Source organism: Bradyrhizobium sp. 25ACV (genome assembly GCF_054863005.1).
In genome coordinates, this window is record NZ_JAVAYO010000011.1 from 15448 (window position 1) to 36559 (window position 21112).

Sequence of the window (21112 nt, forward strand, 5' to 3'; positions counted from 1 at the left end):
ATTGGCGGGCCGCGTCTGCAGTGCTAAAGCGCGGACCATGAGCGACGCATTTTCATCACAAACCGCGCTGGTGCTGTTTTCCGGCGGCCAGGATTCCACCACCTGCCTCGCCTGGGCGCTCAGCCGCTTTGCGCGCGTGGAGACGCTGGGGTTCGACTACGGCCAGCGTCATGCGGTTGAACTTGACTGCCGTGAGCGGCTGTTCGCCGGCATCAAGGGCCTGCGCACGGATTGGGCCGCAAAACTCGGCGAGAGCCACACGCTCTCGATCCCGACACTGGCCGAAATGTCCGAGACCGCGCTGACTCGCGATGTCGCGATCGCGATGGGCGCCGACGGCCTGCCGAATACGTTCGTGCCCGGCCGCAACCTGGTGTTCCTGACTTTTGCGGCGGCGCTGGCCTACCGGCGCGGCATCACCCACATCGTCGGCGGCATGTGCGAGACCGACTATTCCGGCTATCCCGATTGCCGCGACGACACCATCCGCGCCATGCAGGCCGCGCTTTCGCTGGGGATGGCAAGACAATTCGAGCTGCATACGCCCTTGATGTGGATCGACAAGGCCGCGACTTGGCAGCTCGCGCAGGATCGCGGCGGCGAGGGGCTGGTCGATCTGATCCGCGAGCATTCCCACACCTGCTATCTCGGCGAACGCGGCGCGCAGCATGAGTGGGGTTATGGGTGCGGGGAATGCCCAGCGTGCAGCCTGCGGGCGAAGGGGTGGCGGGAGTTTGTGGCGGGGCGGTGATGGCTGGCTGCACCGCTCTCGTGCCCCGGACGCAGCGCAGCGCTTCTTCAGCGGTACGCTGCAGAGCCGGGGCCCATGCATCCGTAACCTATCGTGTCGCCTTCTGGGTCCCGGCTCTGCGCCGCAACGCTTGCGCGTTTGCACCTTGTCCGGGACACGAGAGCGAGCCGCTCCACAACAACGAGTTTGTGGCGTGAGCGGACCTAACCAAAATCCTCCGGCCTGAGCTCAATCGGCTTGCCGTGCGGGGTGCGATCGGCCGCGTGGTCCCAGGCGTCGCGGTAGCGGTGCAGGGTTTCCGTCGAGGCGACACCCTTGCGCGCAACCAGACCTTCCAGCGTGGCGAGCCAGTGCAGATAGTAGGTCTCGCCCGTATCAGGATCGCCGGCGGCCTGGGCACGCTTGATCTCCGAGGCCAAGGCGGCGGCCCATTCCGGCCAGGTGAATGCGCCGCGTTCGTGCAGCGTCAATGCCATCGCAAACGCATGCGCCTCCCAGGGCGCGCGGAACACAGGGCCGTCGTCATCGCGGGGAATGCTGGGTATGGCCGCGGTGGCTGCGGCAGCAGCGGTGCCGCTCATGACGCCGGGTCCAGATACGGCTCGAACGCGTCGATCGAGACCTTCAGGGTGGGATCGCCGTCCTCGCCCCAGAGGTCGCGGCCTTCGAACACCACGGTGTAAAGCCACCGCGGATTTTCGCCGAGCTCCATCGCCGCTGAATCCGGAAACACGTGGCAGCCGTGGTTCAATTCGACCACGCCGACATGGCCGCGCACATAGCGCGGCAGCCGCGTGTGCGTGGCCGGATGAATGTTCTTCGCACGCACACGATCGCCGATGTTGAATTTTGCCGGGGCCGGAGCAGGGCGGGCGAACTTGCCGCGCACCATGGTGCGCTCGACATCGTCGCGCTTCAGCTTGCCATTCTTGAGCGCCTTTGCAGGCTGCATCGCATGGCCGGCGGCGACCTCCTCCCGGGTGAGGTAGCCTTTCTCGATCAGCATCTCCTCGAGCCCGAGAAACCATTTCTTGTAGTAGGAGCTCGACAGATACACGTGCGGCGGGATCATCTCGCGATAGAAGCGCGAGGTGTCGATGTTGAAGGCGCCGGCCGCGCCCATCGCTCGCACCATCGCCAGCACGCGGGACTCCCACTCCTCGTGGAAGACAGGCTCGTTCGGCTCCGGCTCGACCTTGCCGAAGCCGTCCATGCCGCCCATGTCGTGGACGCCGTTCATGACGGCGCTCCGGGCTTTCGCGGGAATCCGGTGCCGATCATGGAATCGCGCGTGACGAGCTCGGCGAGCTGCTCCTCGCTCCAGCCCTCGGTGCCTTCGGGCCGCATTGGCAGCACCAGGAAGCGCGTCTCGGCCGTGGAATCCCACACCCGGATCTCGATGTCCTTCGGCAGGGTGACGTCGAAATCGGCAAGCACGCCGCGCGGATCCTTCACGGCGCGCGAGCGATAGGGCGCCGCCTTGTACCAGACCGGCGGCAGCCCCAGCATTTCCCAGGGGTAGCAGGAGCACAGCGTGCACACGACCATGTTGTGGCGCGCGGGTGTGTTCTCGACCACGACGAGATGGTCGCCGACGGGGCTGACATGGCCGAGCGTGCCGATCGCCTTGGAGCCGTCCTCCAGCAGCGCCTTTTTGAATGCCGGATCGGTCCAGGCCTTGGCGACGACGCGTGCGCCGTTGTGCGGGCCGATCTTGGTCTCATAGGCCTGGATGATGGCGTCGAGCGCGGCGGGCTCGACATAGCCTTTTTCGGTCAGGATCGTCTCGAGCGCGCGCACGCGCAGCTCGGTCTCCGACAGCTCGGAATGGTCGTGATCGTGGTGGTGGTGATGGTCGTGATCATGGCTCATGGCGGCGAAGACTAAGCGCAATGGCCTGGGCCTGTCGAGTATGCGCAGCGGCGCAACCGGGTCCCATATTCGTGAGGCCGGGTGTAGGCTAGCATCGCCGCAAAGCAGATGGGGAGACGTTGGTGACGGACTACGTGAAGATCGAAAGGGGCCTCGGGCCCGAGGGGCGGATTGCGGTGGTGCGTTTCGATCGGGGCGACGGCATCAATGCCCTGTCACCCGAGGCATTGCGGCAGCTGACCGCGGCGGCGCGCAGTTTCGAGGACGATGCCGCGACGTCGGTGGTCGTATTGACCGGCAGCTCGGGCGCATTCAGCGCCGGCTTCATCTCAAGGACGCCGAGGGGCGCTCGCGCAAGGAGATGGACCTCGGCACGCTGCGGCGCCACCTCAAGCTCGGGCCGCGTCTGACGCACGCCTGGCACGAGATGGAGCAGATCACGATCGCGGCGATCGAGGGTTTTTGTGTCGGCGGCGGCGTGGCGCTGGCCGTCGCGCTCGACTTCCGCATCATGGGCCGCGATGCGCATCTGCGCGTGCCCGAAATCGGGCTCGGCATGAACATGAGCTGGCAGAGCATCCCGCGCATGCTGCATTTGATGGGGCCGGCCCGCACCAAGCAGGCGGTGATCCTGGCTGATGAGCGCATCTCAGCGGATGAGGCCCATGAATGGCGCCTGGTGGAGCAGGTGGTCGATCCCGGCCATGCCTTCGATGCCGCCATGGATCTTGCGCGCAAGGTCGCCGCGCAGCCGCCGCTCTCGGTCGCGATGACGAAACTCACCGTCAACCGGCTCGCGCATGCGCTGGACGATCTCGCGAGCCACATGGACGTCGATCAGTTCGCGCTCGCCAGCCTCAGCGAGGATCAGAAGGAGGGCGTCGAGGCGTTCCTGGGCCGCCGCAAGCCGCGCTTCAAGGGGCGATAGATCTATGCCAGGCCATTGATCGCACAACCGGCAGTTCGTATACGCGGCGCAGGGACAAGAGCAGGCTCGCCCACGGGCCGCACAGGCGACGACGATCGAGGGGGAGGGCCCATGACTGCTAGCTCGCAAGCGCTGGAGGCGAAAGGCTTTCGCTGGAAACTGGTCGCGCCGCTCGCGGTGTGGCTGGTGATCTATCTGTGGCCGGTGCCTGCAGGGCTCAACGTCAATCAGTGGCACTATTTCGCCGTGTTCGCGGCCGTCATCACCGGGCTCATCCTGGAATCGATGCCGGTCGGCGCGGTCGGCTTCATCGGCCTCACGGTCGCGGGCGTTGCCGGCTATATCGATCCTGATCCCGGCAAGTCGCTGCGCTGGATGCTGGCGGGCTTTGCGGAGAGCACGGTGTGGCTGATCGTCGGCGCCTTCGTGTTCTCGATCGGCTATCGCAAGAGCCAGCTTGGCCGGCGCATTGCATTGGTGCTGGTGCAGCGCCTTGGCCGCAACACGCTCGGCCTTGGCTATGCCGTGGCGATGTCGGACTTCCTGCTCGCGCCGGCAACGCCGTCGAACACCGCGCGCAGCGGCGGCATCGTCTATCCCATCATCAGCAACATCCCACGCATCTATGGATCCGAGCCGGGGCCGACCGCCGGCAGGATCGGCACCTATGTGATGTGGACGGCCTTTGCCGCGACCGCCGTCACGAGCTCGCTGTTCTTCACGGCGCTCGCACCCAACGCGGCGGCACTGGCGATCGCCAAGAAGACCGCCGGGGTCGAGGTCAGCTGGGGCCAGTGGTTTCTCGGCTTCGCGCCGCTGGGCATCCTGCTGATGGTCCTCGTGCCGCTGCTCAGCTATTTGGTCTGCCGTCCCGAGGTGAAGCGCAGCCCGGAAATCACCGAATGGGCGGCGAAGGAACTCGCCGGGATGGGCCCGATGTCGCGCAACGAGTGGATCATGCTCGGCCTCATCGTGCTCGCGATGTTCCTGTGGATCGCGGGCTCCAGCCCGGACATCCACGTTCCCGTGCTCGGCTCGAACTTCGTCAATGCCACCACCGTAGTGTTCATCGTGATCTCCCTGATGCTGGTCACCGGCGTGATCGAGTTTGCCGACATTGTCAGCGAGAAGAGCGCCTGGGAGGTGTTCTTCTATTTCACCTCGTTGTTGACGCTGGCCTCGGGCCTCAACGAGATCGGCTTCATCAAATGGTTCGCGACCGAATACGCAAAACCGCTCGCCGGGCTGTCGCCGTCGACCGCGATGCTGCTGCTGGTCGCGCTGTTCTTCTGGATCCACTATTTCTTCTCGAGCATCACCTCGCATGCCGCCGCCGTGCTGCCGGTCGTGCTCGCGGTGGGATCGGGCATCCCCGGCCTGCCGGTCACGACGCTCGCCATGCTCTGCATGTACTCGCTCGGCCTGATGGGCGTGATATCGCCTTACGCGACAGGGCCGGCGCCGATGTACTTCGGCAGCGGCTATATCGGAAAGGGCCAGTTCTGGGGTTTTGGCCTGCTCTTTGGGCTTCTCTATTTCGCCGGGCTCCTGCTGATCGTGCTGCCATGGTTGCAGATGGGATGAGCCCGGGTGGGGCGCTGATAGCCCCGGCGAAGGAATATTCTTCTCCGGGCAGGGTGGGAAAACTTCGTCCAACTCCTTCCAAATATCTGACATTGCAAGACCGACCTGAAAGGGCGATGGTGCGTGCTGCGTTGCAGCGTGTTTCACCCGAACCCTCACCGCAGTTTCACCCCTGTCGCTCGAATGCGACCCGGTTCCCGTGCGCCCCAGGGGCGGCGGGCAAGCGAACTATTGTGCATGAAGGCCGCTTCCATGAATGCCCACCAATCGCTCGCGGTCGGACAGCCGATCGAGAGGTGTGAAGCGATTTCACCTGCCGCAGCTGAGCCGGACGCGATGGTCCGTTTCGCCGGCATCGCGAAAACCTATCCGGCCTATCGCGGCAAGCCCGGCGTCAACGCGCTGCAAAACATCGACTTCGCGATACCGCGCGGTTCCATCACGGGCGTGATCGGCCGCTCCGGCGCCGGCAAGTCGAGCCTGGTCCGGCTCATCAACGGGCTGGAGAAGCCGACCACGGGCCGGGTGATCGTGGACGGCCGCGATATCTCGGCGCTGGCGGGCCGCGAACTCAGGCTGGCGCAGCGCTCGATCGGAATGATCTTCCAGCATTTCAACCTGCTGTCGTCGCGCACGGCGGCCGACAACATCGCGCTGCCACTCGAGATCGCCGGCTGGGCCAAGGCCGATATCAAGGCCCGCGTCACCGAGCTGCTTGCACTCGTCGGCATCGCCGACAAGCATGACCGCTATCCGTCGGAGCTCTCCGGCGGCCAGAAGCAGCGCGTCGGCATCGCCCGGGCGCTGGCGACGCGGCCGAGCGTGCTGCTGTCGGACGAGGCGACCTCCGCGCTCGATCCGCAGACGACGCGGGCAATCCTCGATCTGCTCGCGAACATCAACCGCGAGCTCGGAGTGACCATCGTATTGATCACCCACGAAATGTCCGTGGTGCGCCAGCTCGCCCGGGACGTCGTGGTGCTCGACGCCGGCCATGTGGTCGAAAGCGGCCATGTCGCGGATATCTTCACCCACCCCAAGCATCCGATCACGCAATCCTTCCTGGCCGAGGTGACCGGCGACAGCTTGCCCGTCTCGCTGGCGAGCCGGATCGTGGCGGAGCCGTCTGCCGGTGGGCAGGCCGTGATCCGCCTCCAGGTGCGCGGGGCGGGGGTCGGCGACACCCTTGTCGCGCGGCTCGCCCGCGAGCTCGGCCTCGACGTGTCGCTGCTGGCGGCGCGCATCGACGAGATCGGTGGCCAGCATGTCGGCTCGCTCGTTCTCGGCATTCCACTCGGTATTTCTGGCGGCGAGGATGCAGTGGCGCGCACGCTCGCCTTTCTCGCTCAACATCAATTCCCGGCGGAGCATCTCGGCTATGTCGCCTGAACTCATCAATCTGATCATCCAGGCCACCTTCGAGAGCCTGTACATGGTCGGCATCGCGGCGCTGCTCGGCACCGCCTTCGGCCTTCCGCTCGGCGTCTTCCTCGCGACCAGCCGAAAGGGGGAGCTGTTCGCAGCTCCCATCGTCAATCGCGTCCTCGGCATCGTCGTCAATGCGACGCGGTCGACACCCTTCATTATCCTCGTCGTTGCCATCATCCCGTTCACGCGCATCGTTGCCGGCACCTCGATCGGATCGACCGCGGCGATCGTGCCGCTGACGATCGCGTCGGCGCCCTTCATCGCGCGTCTAGTCGAAGCTGCCATCCGCGAGGTCGACGGCGGCCTGATCGAGACCGCGTCCTCGTTCGGCGCCTCACCGCTTCAGATCGTGTTCAAGGTGCTGATCCCCGAGGCGCTGCCGGGACTTCTGCTGGCACTGACGCTCGCCGTGGTCAGTCTGCTCGGCTACTCCGCGATGGTCGGCGCGGTCGGCGGCGGTGGCTTGGGTGATCTCGGCATCCGCTACGGCTATCAGCGCTTCATGCCGGAGATGATGCTGGCCGTTGTCGTCGTGCTGATTGCGCTGGTGCAGCTCGTCCAGAGCGCCGGCGATTATCTGGCGCGTCGGGTCAATCGCCGGCTGCGGCATCACTGAGCCGGATCAGGTACACCTGGCGCGGCGCAGGGTCTGCGAGGGCAGTTCGGAGAAGTGGCGCTTGTAGTCGAGCGAGAACTGGCTGAAGTGCCAGAAGCCGTGCTGCACGGCGACGTCGTAGACCGGGGCATCGGTGCCGCCGGCGCGTTTCAGATCCCGCCGCACGCGGTTCAACCGCATCGCGCGCCAGTAGTGCATCGGGCTCGTTCCCAAAACCTCCTGGAAGCAATAGCCGAGCTTGCGCGGGCTGGCGCCGACCGCCTTGCAGACCTCCAGCAGCGAGAGCGAGCGATCGCCGCTGCCATGCATCAGCGCCCGCGCACGATCGACGGTGCGCTTGCGCGCCGCGGCGCTGCGGCCGGGATCGCTGGGGCGTGCGGTCGGCAGCATGTCCATGATCTCGACGAGGAGGGCGTCTTCCAGCGCTTGCCGCGCCGCCGGATCGTTGAACGTTTCCGGGGCGGTCGTGATGGTCTCGTGGATCGCGGCAAGGTGAGCGCGCAATCGCGCGACCGGTGCCTGCGCCATCTCGATCACCCGCAACTGGTGCCAGACCGCGCGTGGCAGTTCGATATCGAGCCGGGCCGCAAGCTCCTCGATCAGCGCCGCGCTGGCGACAACACCGCGCAGTTCGAATGATTTCGGCGTGCACATATCGACCTCGGCGTCGATGCAGGCGATGACCTGGGCACCTGCAACGCTGGTGCCGTTGCAATTGACTTCGCCGTCACCGTGCCAGGGCAGGCCGATGCCGAAGCTGTCGGCCCCCAACTGGCCGTATTGGCGGACTTGCTGGCTGGTGATCTCGCGGAAGACGTCGAGCCGGGGCAGGGAGAGTTGGGTGAAGCTGCCCCTGAAGGCTCCGGCGCTGATCTGATCGTAGCTGAGCCGCCAGCGACCGAGCGAAGCGCAATGCTCGTCGACATCGGTACTGCTGGCCTGAAACAGGCCGGCAGCCGAGTCCAGAGTCGGAAGAGTTGCGCCTAAGGGCATGACGACACGTCGAAATTCACCACCCGACAGCCAGCAAGAACCACGCCAGACTGGCACGGCTACGGACGCTGTCCAGCAAAATATTGCCGGATCTCGATAACGCCCGAGGGTGCCGCGGTGCAGGCTTCGGTCCTGCCGTTCCGACATCGCAGCCGGGACGGCGCTTTGCGGAGGGATCGAGATGCGACCGACCGAGATCATGCGCGGCAGCCCGCCCGCGCCCGAGGCGCAGGTGACGCGCGCCAATTGGCGCAGCTTTCCCGCGATCCGCTGGGGCTTTACCCACACCCGTGAAGTGCTGCCGACCGCAGAGATCCGCCGCTCGGCGCAGCCGACGCTGATGCGAAGCGCGCCGCGCGAACTGGCAAAACTCGGTTTCACCGCGCCTGATGGCAAAGAGACCACGATCGAAGCCACGCTCCGCGAGACCTTTGCCGATACGCTCCTCGTCATGCATCGGGGCACGCTGATCCACGAATGGTACGGCGACGGCATGAGCGTGACCACGCCGCATCTGATCTGCTCGATCAGCAAGGCGATTGCCGGCACGCTCGGCGGCGTGATGGCCGAGAGAGGGCTGCTCGATCCCGAGGCGAGGGTGGTGCGCTACGTGCCGGAGCTAGAGACGTCGGTCTACGCCGGCTGCACTGTCCGCAACCTGCTCGACATGGCCGTCGCCATCAAGTTCGAGGAGGATTACGAGGACCCCGCCGGCGACGTTGCGCGCTATCGGTTCTCCTCGGGCTGGGACGTGCCGCCGCCGGGCGTCGAGCCTGGCCACCAGCGCGCCTATCTCACGACATTGCGCGGCACCGGCAAGCCGCACGGCAAGGTGTTCCACTACGTCTCGCCCAATACCGAGGCGCTCGGCTGGGTCTATGAGCGTGCCTGCGGCATGCCCTATCACCGCATCCTCTCCGAATATCTCTGGCAGCCCCTGGGCGCGGAGGAGGACGGTTCGCTCACACTCGACAGCCACGGCATGGGCCGCATCGCCGGCGGCATCTCCGTCACCGCGCGTGACCTCATCCGTTTCGGCGAGATGATCCGCTGCCGCGGCGTGGTCGAGGGGCGGCAGGTGGTGCCGGGCTGGTGGATCGATGACATCCGCGAGAACGGCGATCCCAAGGCCTGGGCCGACGGCGACCTCGCCGAGTTCTTCCCGGGCGCGCGCTACCGCAGCAAATGGTTCACGATCGATCCGTCGCGCAACGCGCTCACCGCGATCGGCATTCACGGCCAGCACCTCTATGTCGATCTCGGCTCGGACACCGTCATCGTGAAGCTCGCGACACAGCCCAAGGCGATGGACGTGCCGATCGACCAGCGCTGGTTCGCCGCCTTCAGCGCCATCACCGCGCATCTCGCCTGATTTCTGGACATCCCCATGCTCGATACCGTCAAGGCCAAATCGCAAGCAGAGACCGCGGCGCCGTATCCGCTCGATCCGCTGACGGCCGAGGAGATCACGGCCGCCTGCACGCTGGTGCGCGCCGCCGTGACCTCACCGGAGAACTGCCGCTTCCCGACGGTCCGGTTAGAGGAGCCGACCAAGCAAGAGCTCGCCGCAGGCGGCGTAGGGCGCCGCGCCTTCGCGTTGACGCTGGACGTGACCACGGGCGAGGCGATTGAGCACATCGTCGATCTCGGCCGTGGCGAGATCGTCGGCCGCAAGATCATCCAGAACCGCGAGGCGCCCTACGGGCAACCGCCGGTGATGCTGGAAGAATTCTTCAAGTGCGAGGCCGTGGTGAAGGCCGATCCGGGCTGGCGGGCAGCGATGGTGCGGCGCGGGCTCTCCGACAAGGACATCGAGCTGGTCCAGGTCGATCCGTTCTCGTCGGGGTTCTTCGACAAGGAGTTCGAGCGCGGCGCCCGTATCGTGCGTGCCGTCAGCTATTTTCGCGAGCACCTTCAGGACAACGGCTATGCGCACCCCATCGAGGGCGTGGTCGCTGTCGTTGACCTGATCGGCGGCAAGATCATCGACCTCACGGATGAGGATCCGATCGTGCCGATTCCGCGCAAGAAGCGGAACTACGGCGCGCATGAGGTGACCAATCCGCGCGCCGACATCAAGCCCCTGCACATCGAGCAGCCCGAGGGCGCGAGCTTTCGCGTCGATGGCTGGAAGGTCGACTGGCAGAAATGGAGCTTTCGCATCGGCTTCACGCCGCGCGAGGGCCTCGTGCTGCATCAGCTTGCCTACCAGGACGGCGCGCGCAAGCGCTCCCTGATTCACCGCGCCAGCGTCACCGAGATGGTGGTGCCTTACGCCGATCCGACCGCGAACCATTTCTGGAAATCGGCGTTCGATGCCGGGGAATATGGTCTGGGCATGCTCGCCAACGCGCTCGAGCTCGGCTGCGACTGTCTCGGCAACATCCGCTATTTCGACGTACCGGCGGCGGACAGCAAGGGCGAGCCCTTCGTCATGCAGAACGCCATCTGCATGCACGAGGAAGATTATGGGATCGCCTGGAAACACTATGAGTTCCGCAACGGCCTGTTCGAGGTCCGCCGCTCGCGGCGGCTCGTGATCTCGTTTTTCGCCACCGTCGGCAATTACGATTACGGCTTCTACTGGTATCTCTACCAGGACGGCACGATCCAGCTGGAGACCAAGCTCACCGGCATCATCCAGACCGCCGCGGTGCCATCAGGCGAGACATACAAATGGGGCGGCATGGTCGACGACAATCTGGGTGGGCCGACGCACCAGCACTTCTTCAACGTCCGCCTGCACATGGATCTCGACGGCGGCGGCAACACCGTCACCGAGCACGATTTTGTGCCGCGGCCCTGGGGTGACGACAATCCGCACGGCAACGTCTTCGACACCACGACGCGGGTGCTGTCGCGCGAGCATGACGCGGCGGGCATCGCCAATGGCGAGACCGGCCGGTTCTGGAAGATCAGCAATCCCAATGAGACCAACTCCGTCGGCAATGCCCCGGCCTACAAGCTCGTCGTCAATCCGAGCCCGCTGATGCTGGCGCAGGAGGGCAGTTACGTGCGCAAGCGCGGCGGCTTCGCCACCAAGCATGTCTGGGTGACGGCATTCGATCCGGCCGAGAAATACGCAAGCGGCGATTATCCCAACGTCCATGCCGGCGGCGATGGCCTGCCGCGTTATGCCGCGAAGGACCGCAACATCGAGAATGCCGATATCGTGGTGTGGCACTCTTTCGGCCACACCCATGTCTGCAAGCCCGAGGACTTTCCGATCATGCCGGTGGAATATGCCGGCTTCCTGCTGAAGCCGACCGGCTTTTTCGCCGCCAATGCGGCCGGTGACATCCCGCCGGACCGCAACAGCCGCAGCGTGTTGGCACACGCGAGCAACACTGCCGACGAATCCTGTTGCCGCGCCGGCAAGTCATAGAGCTCGATCGGGCTCGATCGGATTTTTCGGTAGCGCAGACCGCGTCGGTCGTTGGCATTCTCGCGCGGTAGCAAGCTGGTCGTTTCCAGCCATTGCCGAATGGTGAGGGAGCGTTTCCATCTAGAAGCATTCCAAATGTGGAGCACGACGACTGCCTGGCACCGCGCGCGGCAATTCGGCATGAGCGCATTCGTCGCACGCGCTGCGCACGCCTCTGGAGAGATTCTAACTTCGTTCCTATCGCACTCCGAAACCGCCTGAGTTAGGGCGGGACACCAAAAACGATACCGGCAAAGCCGGCAGTGCGTGGGGCCTCGAAAGACGTGACCGACTACCAGCTTTCTTCGCGTGAATGCGCGCGTCGTCGACAGATTCGGGTGCTGCTGCTCGGGGCGGTCAGCACATTCTCGCTCGTTGTTCCCTTTGGTTCCGCGGAGGCGCAGACGCAGATTCCCGCTGTCACCGTCGACGCGCCGGTTCAGCGTGCCCGTCCTGCGGCGGTTGCTTCGTCGCGAAGGGCGGCGACACGCACCTCTCGCGCCAATCGTCGCTCTCCCGCGCAGCCGGCCACACCAACCCAGTCGGCATCGTCAAACGGCGCGACGGGCGAACGTGCCAATGGTCCGGTGCGCGGTTTCGTCGCGACGCGAAGCGGCACGGCCACCAAGACCGACACACCGTTGATCGAAACCCCGCAGTCGGTCTCCGTCGTCACCACCGACCAGGTCAGGAACCAGGGCGCGGTCTCGATCGGCGAGGCGCTACGCTACACGGCAGGTGTCAGCGGCGACGTCAATGGCGGCTCGGACACCCGCTTCGGCGCTCTCCAGATCCGCGGCTTCGACACGACCATGTCGGGTCTCTACGTCGACGGCCTGCGGATCCCCTCGAGCAACTACGTGCACTTCAATGGCCTCGATCCCTACGGGGCCGAGCGCCTGGAGGTGCTCAAGGGCCCGTCATCGGCGATGTATGGCGGCAGCGGCACCGGCGGCATTCTCAACTACGTGACAAAGCTGCCGACGGCGCAGCAGTTCGGCGAGGTCTCGATCTCCGGCGGCAGCTTCAACCGCTATCAGGGCCAGTTCGACATGGGCGGCGCCGCCAACAAGGAAGGCACCGTGCTGTGGCGCCTCACCGGCGTCGTCCGCGACGGCCAGACCCAGGTCGACTTCACCAAGGACAACCGCGTCTTCATCGCCCCCGCCGTCACCTTCAAGCCGAACGAGGACACCACCATCACGCTGCTGGCCAACTACCAGCGCGACCGGGCAGGGTGGGGCCTGCAGTTCCTGCCGGCCTCGGGCACGGTGTGGCCGAACAACAGCCGCACCATCCCGGTCTCGTTCTTCGCGGGCGTGCCGAGCTTCAACGCGTTCAACACCGAGATTGCGACCGCCGGCTATCAGCTGTCGCACAATTTCACCGACAACATCACCTTCCGGCAGAACCTGCGTTACGCCTATCAGCACAACGAGGAAAAGACCTTCTACGGCACCGGATACACCGACGAAGCGGCGGGGCAGCTGGGGCGTTTCGGCAGCTATAGCAACTCCTACATCAACTCCTTTGCGGTGGACAATCAGCTCCAGGGCAAGTTCACCACCGGCATCCTCAGCCACACCACCCTGGTCGGGCTCGACTATCGCAACACCACGTTCCGCGATACGGCCTTTGCCGTCACGACGTCAGCGCCGGAGATCAACGTCTTCAACCCGGTCTACAGCTACGACTGGGCTCTCGGCGGCATGTACGACAACAAGGGCATCAAGCAGTCGCAGCTCGGCCTCTATGCACAGGACCAGATCAAGCTCGGTCGGCTGTCGTTCCAGTTCGGCGGCCGCCAGGACTTCGTGACGACGCAGCTCGACACCAATCTGCCCCCGGCCGATACTTCGACATCGAAGGACGCCTCGGCCTTCACCGGCCGCGCGGCCGTGATGTACAATTTCGACAACGGCATCGCGCCCTATTTCAGCTATTCCGAGTCGTTTCTGCCGCAGCTCGCGACCGGCCCGTCCGGACAGATGCTCGATCCCGAGACCGGCGTGCAGTACGAGGTGGGCGTCAAGTATCAACCCCTCGGCTGGAATGCGCTGTTCACCTTCGCCGCCTTCGACCTGACGCGTGACAACGTCGCTGTGTACGTGCCTGCAACCACCTTTTACGAACAGATCGGGCAGGTGAAGTCGCGCGGTATCGAGCTCGAAGGCTCGATGTCGCTCGCCGACGGCTGGAACCTGCGGGCGGCCTACGCCTATATCGATGCCATGGTCACGCAAGATCCGGTCAATGTCGGCAAGGCGCCGGTCACCGTGCCGCTCAACCGCGCCTCGCTGTGGAGCGACTACACGCTTCAGAACGGCATGCTGGCGGGCTTGCAGTTCGGCGGCGGCGTTCGCTATGTCGGCGCGACCTGGGGCGATGATGCCAACACGTTCAAGGTGGGATCGGCCACCGTGCTGGATGCGCTGCTTGCCTATACCCGTGACAATTGGCGGCTGTCGCTGAACGTCACCAACCTTGCGGACACGCGCTATGTCGCGGCGTGCTACGGCCTTTCGGGCTGCATGTACGCCGAGGGACGGAAAGCCATCGGCAAGCTGACTTATCGCTGGTGAAATCGAAGACGGTCCCGGCAATGGCGAGCCGGACCTGCTGGATGAGAGTGCAAGACGATGAGAGCGATATTCGGCAAGCTGCATCGCTGGGCAGGACTGCTCACGGCCGGATTCCTGTTCTTTTCCGGCATCACCGGCGCGATCATCTCCTGGGATCACGAGATCGACGACGTCCTGAATAGCCATCTGTTCGACGTCTCGACCAAGGGCCCGGCGATCCCATCGATCGAGCTCGCCAAGACGATCGAGCAACGCGATCCCCGCGCGCGCGTCGTCTACCTCTTCATGACGCCGGAGGAGGGCCACTCGCTGTGGTTCTTCGTCATGCCGCGGATCGATCCCGCGACCGGCAAGCGCTACGCCCTCGACTACAATCAGGTGTTCCTCGATCCCAACACCGGCGCGGAGCTGGGCCGGCGCTATTGGGGCGCGGTCTGGCCCGTCACGCGGGAAAACTTCGTTTCGTTTCTCTACAAGCTGCACTACACGATGCACATTCCGGAGTTCTGGGGCAGCGATCGCTGGGGCATGCGCGTGCTCGGCGTGATCGCGATCATCTGGACCATCGATTGCTTCGTCGGCTTCTACCTGACACTGCCCTCGCGCAGGCGGGCCAAGGCGGCGCGGGCGCCTGCCGTCACGCGCCAGCTCGATCGCGGCTTCTGGGCGCGCTGGGCGCCGGCCTGGACCATCAAGACCTCCGGCAGCGCCTACCGGATCAATTTCGACATCCACCGCGCCTTCAGTCTCTGGACCTGGGGCGTGCTGTTCGTCATCGCCTTCACGGCGTTCTCGCTGAACCTCTATTTCGAGGTGTTCTCGCCGCTGATGAAGATGGTGTCGAACTACACGCCGACACCCTATGAGCAGCGGCCGTATCGCGATCTCGACGATCCCATCGAGCCCAAGGTCACCTTCGCCGACATCGCCGCACGCGCCGCCGCCGACGGCAAGGCGCGAGGGTGGACGATCCCGGTCGGCTCGGTCAATTACGGCCCGGCCCATGGGGTCTATGCCGCCGCCTTCTTCCACCCCGGTGACGACCACGGCGCCGGCGGCGTCGGCCCGGCCCAGCTCTATTACGACAGCGAGGACGGCCGCCCGATCGGCGAGCGGCTGCCCTGGGTCGGTACTGCCGCCGACATCTTCGTCCAGGCGCAATTTCCGCTGCATTCGGGCCGCATCGTCGGACTGTTCGGCCGCATCCTGATCTCGATCATGGGGCTGGTCGTGGCGGCACTCTCGGTCACCGGCGTCGTGATCTGGTGGCGCAAGCGCCGCGCCCGCGTCCGCGTGCGCGAGACCGCGGCGGTGCGTCTGACCCGGCAGCTTACGCCGGCGGAGTAGGGCGCCCGCACGGGTCGTTGCGGATGAACCTTCCCGCCTGTCGCGGGCACAAAGACTGGAGATCGCTCCCAGTCCGCGGACATCGAATGAAATCGCTTGCCTTGCTCTGCTTGCTCGTCCTGGCGACGCCCGTCCATGCGGCCACGCCCGAGCAGCACTATCTCGACCTGCGCGATCGCTACATCGCAAAATTCTCGAGTGCCAAGGAGAGCGACGAGATCTACAAGCAGCATGATGTGGCGCTCAAGGAGCTGACGGGCGTGCTGCGCGGCCTGGTGGGACCGGTCACGATCAAGGGGCTTCCTGCAGACGGCAAGTCGAACGTCGACACGCTCTTCAAGAGTGATATCGGCTTCGGCCATCTCGACGGGCTCAGCTTCGCCTCGGAAGGTTACAAGACGCAAGCCGTCGTAACCACGAGCGCACTTCTGGCGCACTGGCTGCGCGAGCATCGCGAGGACGGCATGCCGCCGGAGAGCGGCGCTGCGTTCAAGTCCGACCGCTTCTATTATCAGGCGATCCAGGACGCCGCCTTCGCCAAATATGCCGAGCTGCCGATCACAAAGCCCGCATCCGCAAGTGCTGTGGTCGCCGTGCTCGGCGTGCGCGGCAATGGCGGGCTCAAGGGACCGCCGGATGAAATCGACATCGTCGCGACCAGGGGCGACAAGGTCTACTTCCTCGCCACATCGAACGCCGAAGACGGCTGAAATCCCGGCCTGCGAGCGTGTGTGGAAGCAGATGATGGCGAAACCCGTCAATAAGAAGGACCCGCGCGGCGACATGGCGCGCGAGGATCAGGCCATGGACGCCTACACGAAATGCTTCGCCAAGGAAGCGCCGAGCCAGAGCTGGTACGCAGCGGCGGTCAAGAAGGCGCAGAGCCAGTTGGAGCTGCTGCCACTGCAGTAGCGCGCAGGTTACGCCGACAACTCGACCGATTGACCGGCCTCATCGATCAGATGCACGCGGTCGATGTCGACATGCGGCAAGAGCGATCGAATCTTATCTTCCGGCATCAGACTGAACGCCGTCGACAATGCATCCGCGGCGGTGGCGCTGTGGGACACGGTCGTCACGCTGCGATAGCGGTAGGCGCAGCCGCCCAATCGGGGATCGAACAAATGGTTGAAGCGCGCCCTGGCATCGAACTGGCAGCCGTAGCCGCCCGAGGTGGACACGGCGTGGTCGACGATCGGCAGCACCGTCTTCGTGCGGCCCACAATGTCGGGATCGGCGATGCCAATCTCCCAGGGCCGTCCGTCCGGACGGGAGCCGATCGCGCGGGCCTCGCCCATGTCGACCAGGCTGCGAGAGATGCCATGCGCCCGCAGCAGGTCGACCACCTTGTCCGTGACGTAGCCTTGCGCGATCCCGTTCAGGGTGACGGTCATGCCCTTGGGCATCACGATCCGGTCGCGGTTGATCGACAGCCGGCTGCTGCCGATGCGCGCGAGCGCGGCCTCGATCGCGGCTGCCGCAGGACCGGCCGGATCCGCGTCATCTCGCGCGAAATGGCTGGCGTAGAGATCCCACAGCGGCTGCACCGTGACATCGAACAGACCGCCCGTCAGCGTGGAATAGTGCTGCGAGGTCGATAGCAGATCGACCATTTCGGCGGCGGGATCGATCAGGACGCCGGTCCGGTTCAGCGCGACCAGGGTGGAATCGTTCAGGTAAAGGCTGAACTGCCGCTCGAGCCGCCGCGCCTCGGCGCAGGCCAGCGAGATCAGCCGCTCCGCCCGGCTGCGGTCTTCGTCGTAGATCTCCATCGTGGCCACCGCGCCCAGCATCGTGCCACGCCAGGTCACCGGCGCGACCTCTGCATGAGCGGGGTGTCCTGGAGACAGCGCGCCAAAGCCCGCTGCCGCCGCGCTGATCCGGATGAAGCGTCGGCGCGTCAGTGTTCGCGTCATGGCGTCCTCCTCGATCGTTCGCCCGGCGGGGCTTCGGCCGCTTCGTCGGCCGCAGCGGCGCCGGCGGCATTCGCCGACGTCAAGACATAGTTCCGGGGCACGTCGTCGAAGCCGACGATCCTGCCGCCGTTTTCTCCGGCGAACTTCTCCGCCGCCGCCCGGTCCGAGAACGGAACGGCCTCGTCGCCGCCCATGCCACTTTTGACCCGGCTCTCGATCACGTACAGCGCCTTGCGCGCCTCGATCCAGTTGTCGGCGCCGGGCTTGTCCCACTCAGGCGCCTTGCCCATGTCGGACACATAGATCGCCTGAATGTCCTTGGGCTCGTCCGGCAGCATGGTGAAGGCGATTGTGTCCCGCACCGACGAGAACCACACGGGCTCCATCAGGCTCGCGGCGAAGACATGGCCCTTCGGTCCCGGGTGCTCGAGCACGTTCATGCCGCAGTAATGGCCGATGTCTTCCGCGGTCATCCGATGCGGCGGCGGGATCTTCGCGGCCTGCTTCTCGTTGCAGCCCGCGAGCGCGAGCGGCAGCAGCAAGGCGAGGAGGATCGTTCGGCGCCTCATAGCTCCCTCCGCGAGAAGGCGAGCGCGGCCAGCCCCAGCGGCAGCAGCGTCCAGCAGAGCAGGGCGGTCAGAAGGACCGGTATCGTCAGGGATGTGGTTTGGGCAAGGCCAGCCATGCCGGCGAAGGTGCTGACATTGGCGAACCCGGTCAGGTTGATCAGCCGGTAGGCGTCGGTCGGATTCGACAGCAGCATGGCGTTGAGCACGCTTGCCGAGATGCTGCGTCCCTGGTCGAGCGCAAGCACGCCCAGCAGCGCCATGTCGTAGATCAGCACCAGCAGCAGCCATAATCCGATGCAGATGCCGGCCGCGGTGCCGCGGTCGCGCACGAGCGCGCTGATCAGATATCCGATGGCGACGAAAGCGGCGCCGAGCAGCACCGAGGAACCCACCATCGCCGCGAACGCCAGGAAGCTGTCGCTATCGATCTGGCTGCCCGTCGCCGCCAGCGCTCCGACCGCCGCGCCGTAGCCGAGGCAGGTCGCAAAAGCGAGGACGGCGAGGTGACCTAAGAACTTGCCGAGCAGCACCTGCCATCGCGCGACCGGATAGCTCAGCAGCAACAGCATCGTCCCACGTTCCATCTCGCCGACGATGGCATCATGGGAAATCAGAAGCGCGATGAGTGGAACGAGAAAGATCGTCAGGCTCGACAGGCTGACGACGACCACGTCCAGGGTGCGAACGCCGACGTTCCCGGTCGGCGCGCTGCCGAGAAATGTCAGCGACAGCGCAAGCCCGGCGAGCAGGAGCGTTGCGGCAAGCACCCAGCGATTGCGGATGGCCTGGTGGATTTCCTTGGCGGCGATGATCAGGACATTCATGGCGCCTGCTCCGATTGCCGGAGGAAATGAGCATAGAGCTCGTCGAGTGTGGGCGGGACCACGTCGACGTCCTCGACCGAATTGCCGGCGGCCGTCGCGCGATGCAGAAGCTCGATCTTCCGCTCCGGCGCGGCGTCGATCTCGACGATGTGGCCATTCAGACGGCGGCAGGCCGCGTCGTTGGGCGCCCAGGGCGGCATCTCGCTCGGGGCGAGGCCAGCCACCTTGAGGCGGATTCGGGTGGGCAGGCGGGCGAGGCGACGCAGCTCGTCGATCGATCCGTCCGCGACCTTGATGCCGCGGTTCATGATGATGACCCGGCCGGCGCGCTCCTCGAGCTCCGTCAGCGCATGCGACGACAGCAGCACGGTCGCGCCGCGAGCCGCGAGCCGCGCGATGACGTCATAGAAGGTCTGGCGCAGCTCAGGGTCAAGACCGGTGGTCGGCTCGTCCAGCAGCAGCACACGCGGCTCGCCGAGCAGTGCCTGCGCGAGCCCTAGCCGCTGACGCATGCCCTTCGAATAGGTGTTGACCCGGCGGCGGCTGGCGGCCCCCAGTCCGACCGCGTCGAGCAGCTCCAGCGCCTTGGCAACCGGCTCTCGCTTCAGCCTGGCGTAGAAGGCCTGCGTCTCGCGGCCGGTGAGGGCGGGGTCGAAGGAGACGTTTTCCGGCAGGTAGCCGAGCTGTCGTCGGCCGGCGAATTCGCCGGCGGCGGGATTGTCTCCGAGCACCTCGATGGCGCCGCTGGTCGGACGGATCAACCCGAGCATGAGCTTCATGAGCGTGGTCTTGCCGGCGCCGTTGTGCCCGATCAAGGCCACCAGCTCGCCCTGGCCAAGCGTGAACGACGCACCGCGCACGGCCTCGACCCGGCCAAACACCTTGGTGACGTCGCTGACACGTACCGTGCTGGTCATCGTGTTTCCTTCACCGGGATCCGCGGCGGCGACACCAGCGGATGGCTGTCGACCACGCCGCCCGGCAGCAGCGCGGGAAACTGTGCCTGCGCCCAGCGGATCACCTGGACGGCGGGGCTGTTGATCAGGACCTTCGCAGCCGGCGCCGTCCACAGCACGCGATCGATGAGATCGTTCGGCCGGTACGCCGTGTCGGCGATTCCATCGCCATTGAGGTCGAATGCCGGATTGTCGCTCCAGTAGTTGCCGCGCCCCCCGGTCGACCAGTCGAGGTGCCGGGTGCCGACATATTTCACCTGGTTGGCGTTGCTGACGAAGGCGTTGCCGGTGATCTCGTTGCCTTCGGAGCCGGCCGTGAAGTGCACGCCGATGGCGCAGCGCTCGAACCAGTTGTTGCGGAATTTGTTGTGATTGGTGTTGTAGATGAACACGCATTTCTCCGGGCCGCTCTTGAGCGTGCTCTCCCGTGCCTGCTGCGGAAGCATGCCTCGCTCGTCCGCGGGACCGTCCTCCGCCCTCTGTGTCATCGAGCCGAGCGGGCCGCCCGTGACCCGGTTGTCCTCGATCTGGGCGTAGTTCGCGTAGTTGAAGAGCATCCCATAGTCGCGATCGTGATCGGACGAGTTGCCGCGGATCACCAGACGGTTCGAATACATGATGGCATAACCCACATGGTTGCCGATCGAAACGTTGCCGCTGATCTCGCTGTCGTTGGTGTACATGTAGTGGACGGCGAAACGAACCTGCTCGAAGCGATTGTTGATGAAGCGGTCCTTGCTGCTGGAGATCGAGAAGATGCCGTCGCGGCCGTAGCGGAACATGTTGTTCGCGACGGTGACGTCGGGCGCATTCCACAGCGAGATGCCGTTGCCGGCCTCGCTGAGACGCCCGCCGCGCAGTCCCTCGATCTCGTTGCGGACGACCCGGGAGCCCTTGGCGCCATGCACGTAGACACCGAACAGGTTTCCCACCAGGTGGTTGTCCTCGATCTTGGCGCGCTCGGCGGTCTTTTGCAGGAAGATCCCGGAATTCATCTCCTGCAGGTCGCGGCCGGATGCCCGGATGGTCACGCCGCGGATTGTGACGTCGGGCGCGCTGACGGTGATGACGTTGCCGGAGCCGTCGCCGTCGAGCACCGCGCCTCGGCTCCCGACCAGCTCCAGGGGACGGTCAATCCGGATCGAGCCGTGATATTCGCCGGGAGCAAGCTCGATGACGTCGCCGGCGCGCGCGCCATCCAGCACCGCTTGCAGCGGCTGCCCGGGCGCAGCCGTCAAGATCTCCGCATCGGCGAAGCCGGACAATCCGGCGGCGACCAGCGCCGCCGGAAACATGCGTAACAACAGACCCACGAGGTCGCT

The 21112-nt window shown here is 65.4% G+C and carries 17 protein-coding genes and 2 pseudogenes; 10 read left to right on the forward strand and 9 right to left on the reverse strand.

Features of this window, described 5'->3' with window-relative positions; translation table 11 throughout:
- The first annotated feature begins 37 nt into the window (after window positions 1-37).
- Window positions 38-751: a 7-cyano-7-deazaguanine synthase QueC gene (gene queC, locus RAD04_RS24225; protein WP_461625782.1), complete on the forward strand. Its 714-nt coding sequence runs from the start codon at window positions 38-40 to the stop codon at window positions 749-751.
- 203 nt (window positions 752-954) lie between these two features.
- On the opposite strand, the gene RAD04_RS24230 is transcribed toward queC, so the two are convergent.
- The 3 genes from RAD04_RS24230 to nthA are packed head-to-tail and all read right to left on the reverse strand — an operon-like array spanning window position 955 to window position 2623.
- The gene (locus RAD04_RS24230) at window positions 955-1332 is read right to left on the reverse strand and encodes a nitrile hydratase accessory protein (protein WP_461625783.1); all 378 of its coding nucleotides are present in this window, start codon (window positions 1330-1332) and stop codon (window positions 955-957) included.
- Entirely contained in the window at window positions 1329-1991 is a 663-nt protein-coding gene (gene nthB, locus RAD04_RS24235) for a nitrile hydratase subunit beta (protein WP_461625784.1), read from the reverse strand. Before nthB ends, RAD04_RS24230 begins: the two co-directional genes overlap by 4 nt.
- Entirely contained in the window at window positions 1988-2623 is a 636-nt protein-coding gene (gene nthA, locus RAD04_RS24240; protein ID WP_461625785.1) for a nitrile hydratase subunit alpha, read from the reverse strand. Before nthA ends, nthB begins: the two co-directional genes overlap by 4 nt.
- 122 nt (window positions 2624-2745) lie before the next feature.
- Here nthA and RAD04_RS24245 point away from each other — a divergent pair.
- The 4 genes and pseudogenes from RAD04_RS24245 to RAD04_RS24260 all read left to right on the forward strand — a co-directional run bounded on the left by RAD04_RS24245 (window position 2746) and on the right by RAD04_RS24260 (window position 7179).
- Window positions 2746-3551: pseudogene (locus RAD04_RS24245) on the forward strand (enoyl-CoA hydratase/isomerase family protein).
- A gap of 111 nt (window positions 3552-3662) precedes the next feature.
- Window positions 3663-5135 carry a DASS family sodium-coupled anion symporter gene (locus RAD04_RS24250; RefSeq protein WP_461625786.1) on the forward strand — a complete coding sequence of 491 codons (1473 nt, stop codon included), beginning with the start codon at window positions 3663-3665 and terminating at the stop codon, window positions 5133-5135.
- A 237-nt stretch (window positions 5136-5372) separates the two neighbouring features.
- Window positions 5373-6524 (forward strand): methionine ABC transporter ATP-binding protein, encoded by a 1152-nt coding sequence (locus tag RAD04_RS24255; RefSeq protein ID WP_461625787.1) that lies wholly within the window; start codon window positions 5373-5375, stop codon window positions 6522-6524.
- A complete protein-coding gene (locus tag RAD04_RS24260) occupies window positions 6514-7179 on the forward strand; it encodes a methionine ABC transporter permease (RefSeq protein WP_461625788.1) in 666 nt (221 codons plus the stop codon). The genes RAD04_RS24255 and RAD04_RS24260 overlap by 11 nt, the downstream gene beginning before the upstream one ends.
- A 6-nt stretch (window positions 7180-7185) precedes the next feature.
- Here the strand turns inward: RAD04_RS24260 and RAD04_RS24265 are convergent, their stop codons facing one another.
- The gene (locus tag RAD04_RS24265; protein WP_461625789.1) at window positions 7186-8172 is read right to left on the reverse strand and encodes a helix-turn-helix domain-containing protein; all 987 of its coding nucleotides are present in this window, start codon (window positions 8170-8172) and stop codon (window positions 7186-7188) included.
- 181 nt (window positions 8173-8353) lie between these two features.
- Between RAD04_RS24265 and RAD04_RS24270 the strand changes: the two genes are divergently transcribed.
- The 5 genes and pseudogenes from RAD04_RS24270 to RAD04_RS24290 all read left to right on the forward strand — a co-directional run bounded on the left by RAD04_RS24270 (window position 8354) and on the right by RAD04_RS24290 (window position 16437).
- Window positions 8354-9544, forward strand: a complete 1191-nt coding sequence (locus RAD04_RS24270) for a serine hydrolase domain-containing protein (RefSeq protein WP_461625790.1) — start codon at window positions 8354-8356, stop codon at window positions 9542-9544.
- A gap of 15 nt (window positions 9545-9559) precedes the next feature.
- Complete coding sequence (locus RAD04_RS24275; RefSeq protein ID WP_461625791.1) at window positions 9560-11557, forward strand: primary-amine oxidase; 1998 nt, start codon at window positions 9560-9562, stop codon at window positions 11555-11557.
- 626 nt (window positions 11558-12183) lie between these two features.
- Window positions 12184-14178, forward strand: coding sequence for a TonB-dependent siderophore receptor (locus tag RAD04_RS24280; RefSeq protein ID WP_461625792.1), 1995 nt, complete (start codon window positions 12184-12186; stop codon window positions 14176-14178).
- A gap of 57 nt (window positions 14179-14235) precedes the next feature.
- Entirely contained in the window at window positions 14236-15525 is a 1290-nt protein-coding gene (gene fsrB / locus RAD04_RS24285; RefSeq protein WP_461625793.1) for a siderophore utilization protein FsrB, read from the forward strand.
- A gap of 86 nt (window positions 15526-15611) precedes the next feature.
- Window positions 15612-16437: pseudogene (locus tag RAD04_RS24290) on the forward strand (hypothetical protein).
- An 8-nt stretch (window positions 16438-16445) separates the two neighbouring features.
- On the opposite strand, the gene RAD04_RS24295 reads toward RAD04_RS24290, so the two are convergent.
- From RAD04_RS24295 to RAD04_RS24315, 5 genes are read right to left on the reverse strand one after another with little or no spacing between them, the layout of a single operon-like run.
- A complete protein-coding gene (locus tag RAD04_RS24295; RefSeq protein ID WP_461625794.1) occupies window positions 16446-17441 on the reverse strand; it encodes an FAD:protein FMN transferase in 996 nt (331 codons plus the stop codon).
- Window positions 17438-18010, reverse strand: a complete 573-nt coding sequence (locus RAD04_RS24300) for a nitrous oxide reductase accessory protein NosL (protein ID WP_461625795.1) — start codon at window positions 18008-18010, stop codon at window positions 17438-17440. The genes RAD04_RS24295 and RAD04_RS24300 overlap by 4 nt, the downstream gene beginning before the upstream one ends.
- Entirely contained in the window at window positions 18007-18834 is an 828-nt protein-coding gene (locus RAD04_RS24305; protein ID WP_461625796.1) for an ABC transporter permease subunit, read from the reverse strand. The genes RAD04_RS24300 and RAD04_RS24305 overlap by 4 nt, the downstream gene beginning before the upstream one ends.
- Window positions 18831-19751, reverse strand: coding sequence for an ABC transporter ATP-binding protein (locus RAD04_RS24310; RefSeq protein ID WP_461625797.1), 921 nt, complete (start codon window positions 19749-19751; stop codon window positions 18831-18833). Before RAD04_RS24310 ends, RAD04_RS24305 begins: the two co-directional genes overlap by 4 nt.
- Window positions 19748-21103 (reverse strand): nitrous oxide reductase family maturation protein NosD, encoded by a 1356-nt coding sequence (locus RAD04_RS24315; RefSeq protein ID WP_461625798.1) that lies wholly within the window; start codon window positions 21101-21103, stop codon window positions 19748-19750. Before RAD04_RS24315 ends, RAD04_RS24310 begins: the two co-directional genes overlap by 4 nt.
- Window positions 21104-21112: the final 9 nt, after the last annotated feature.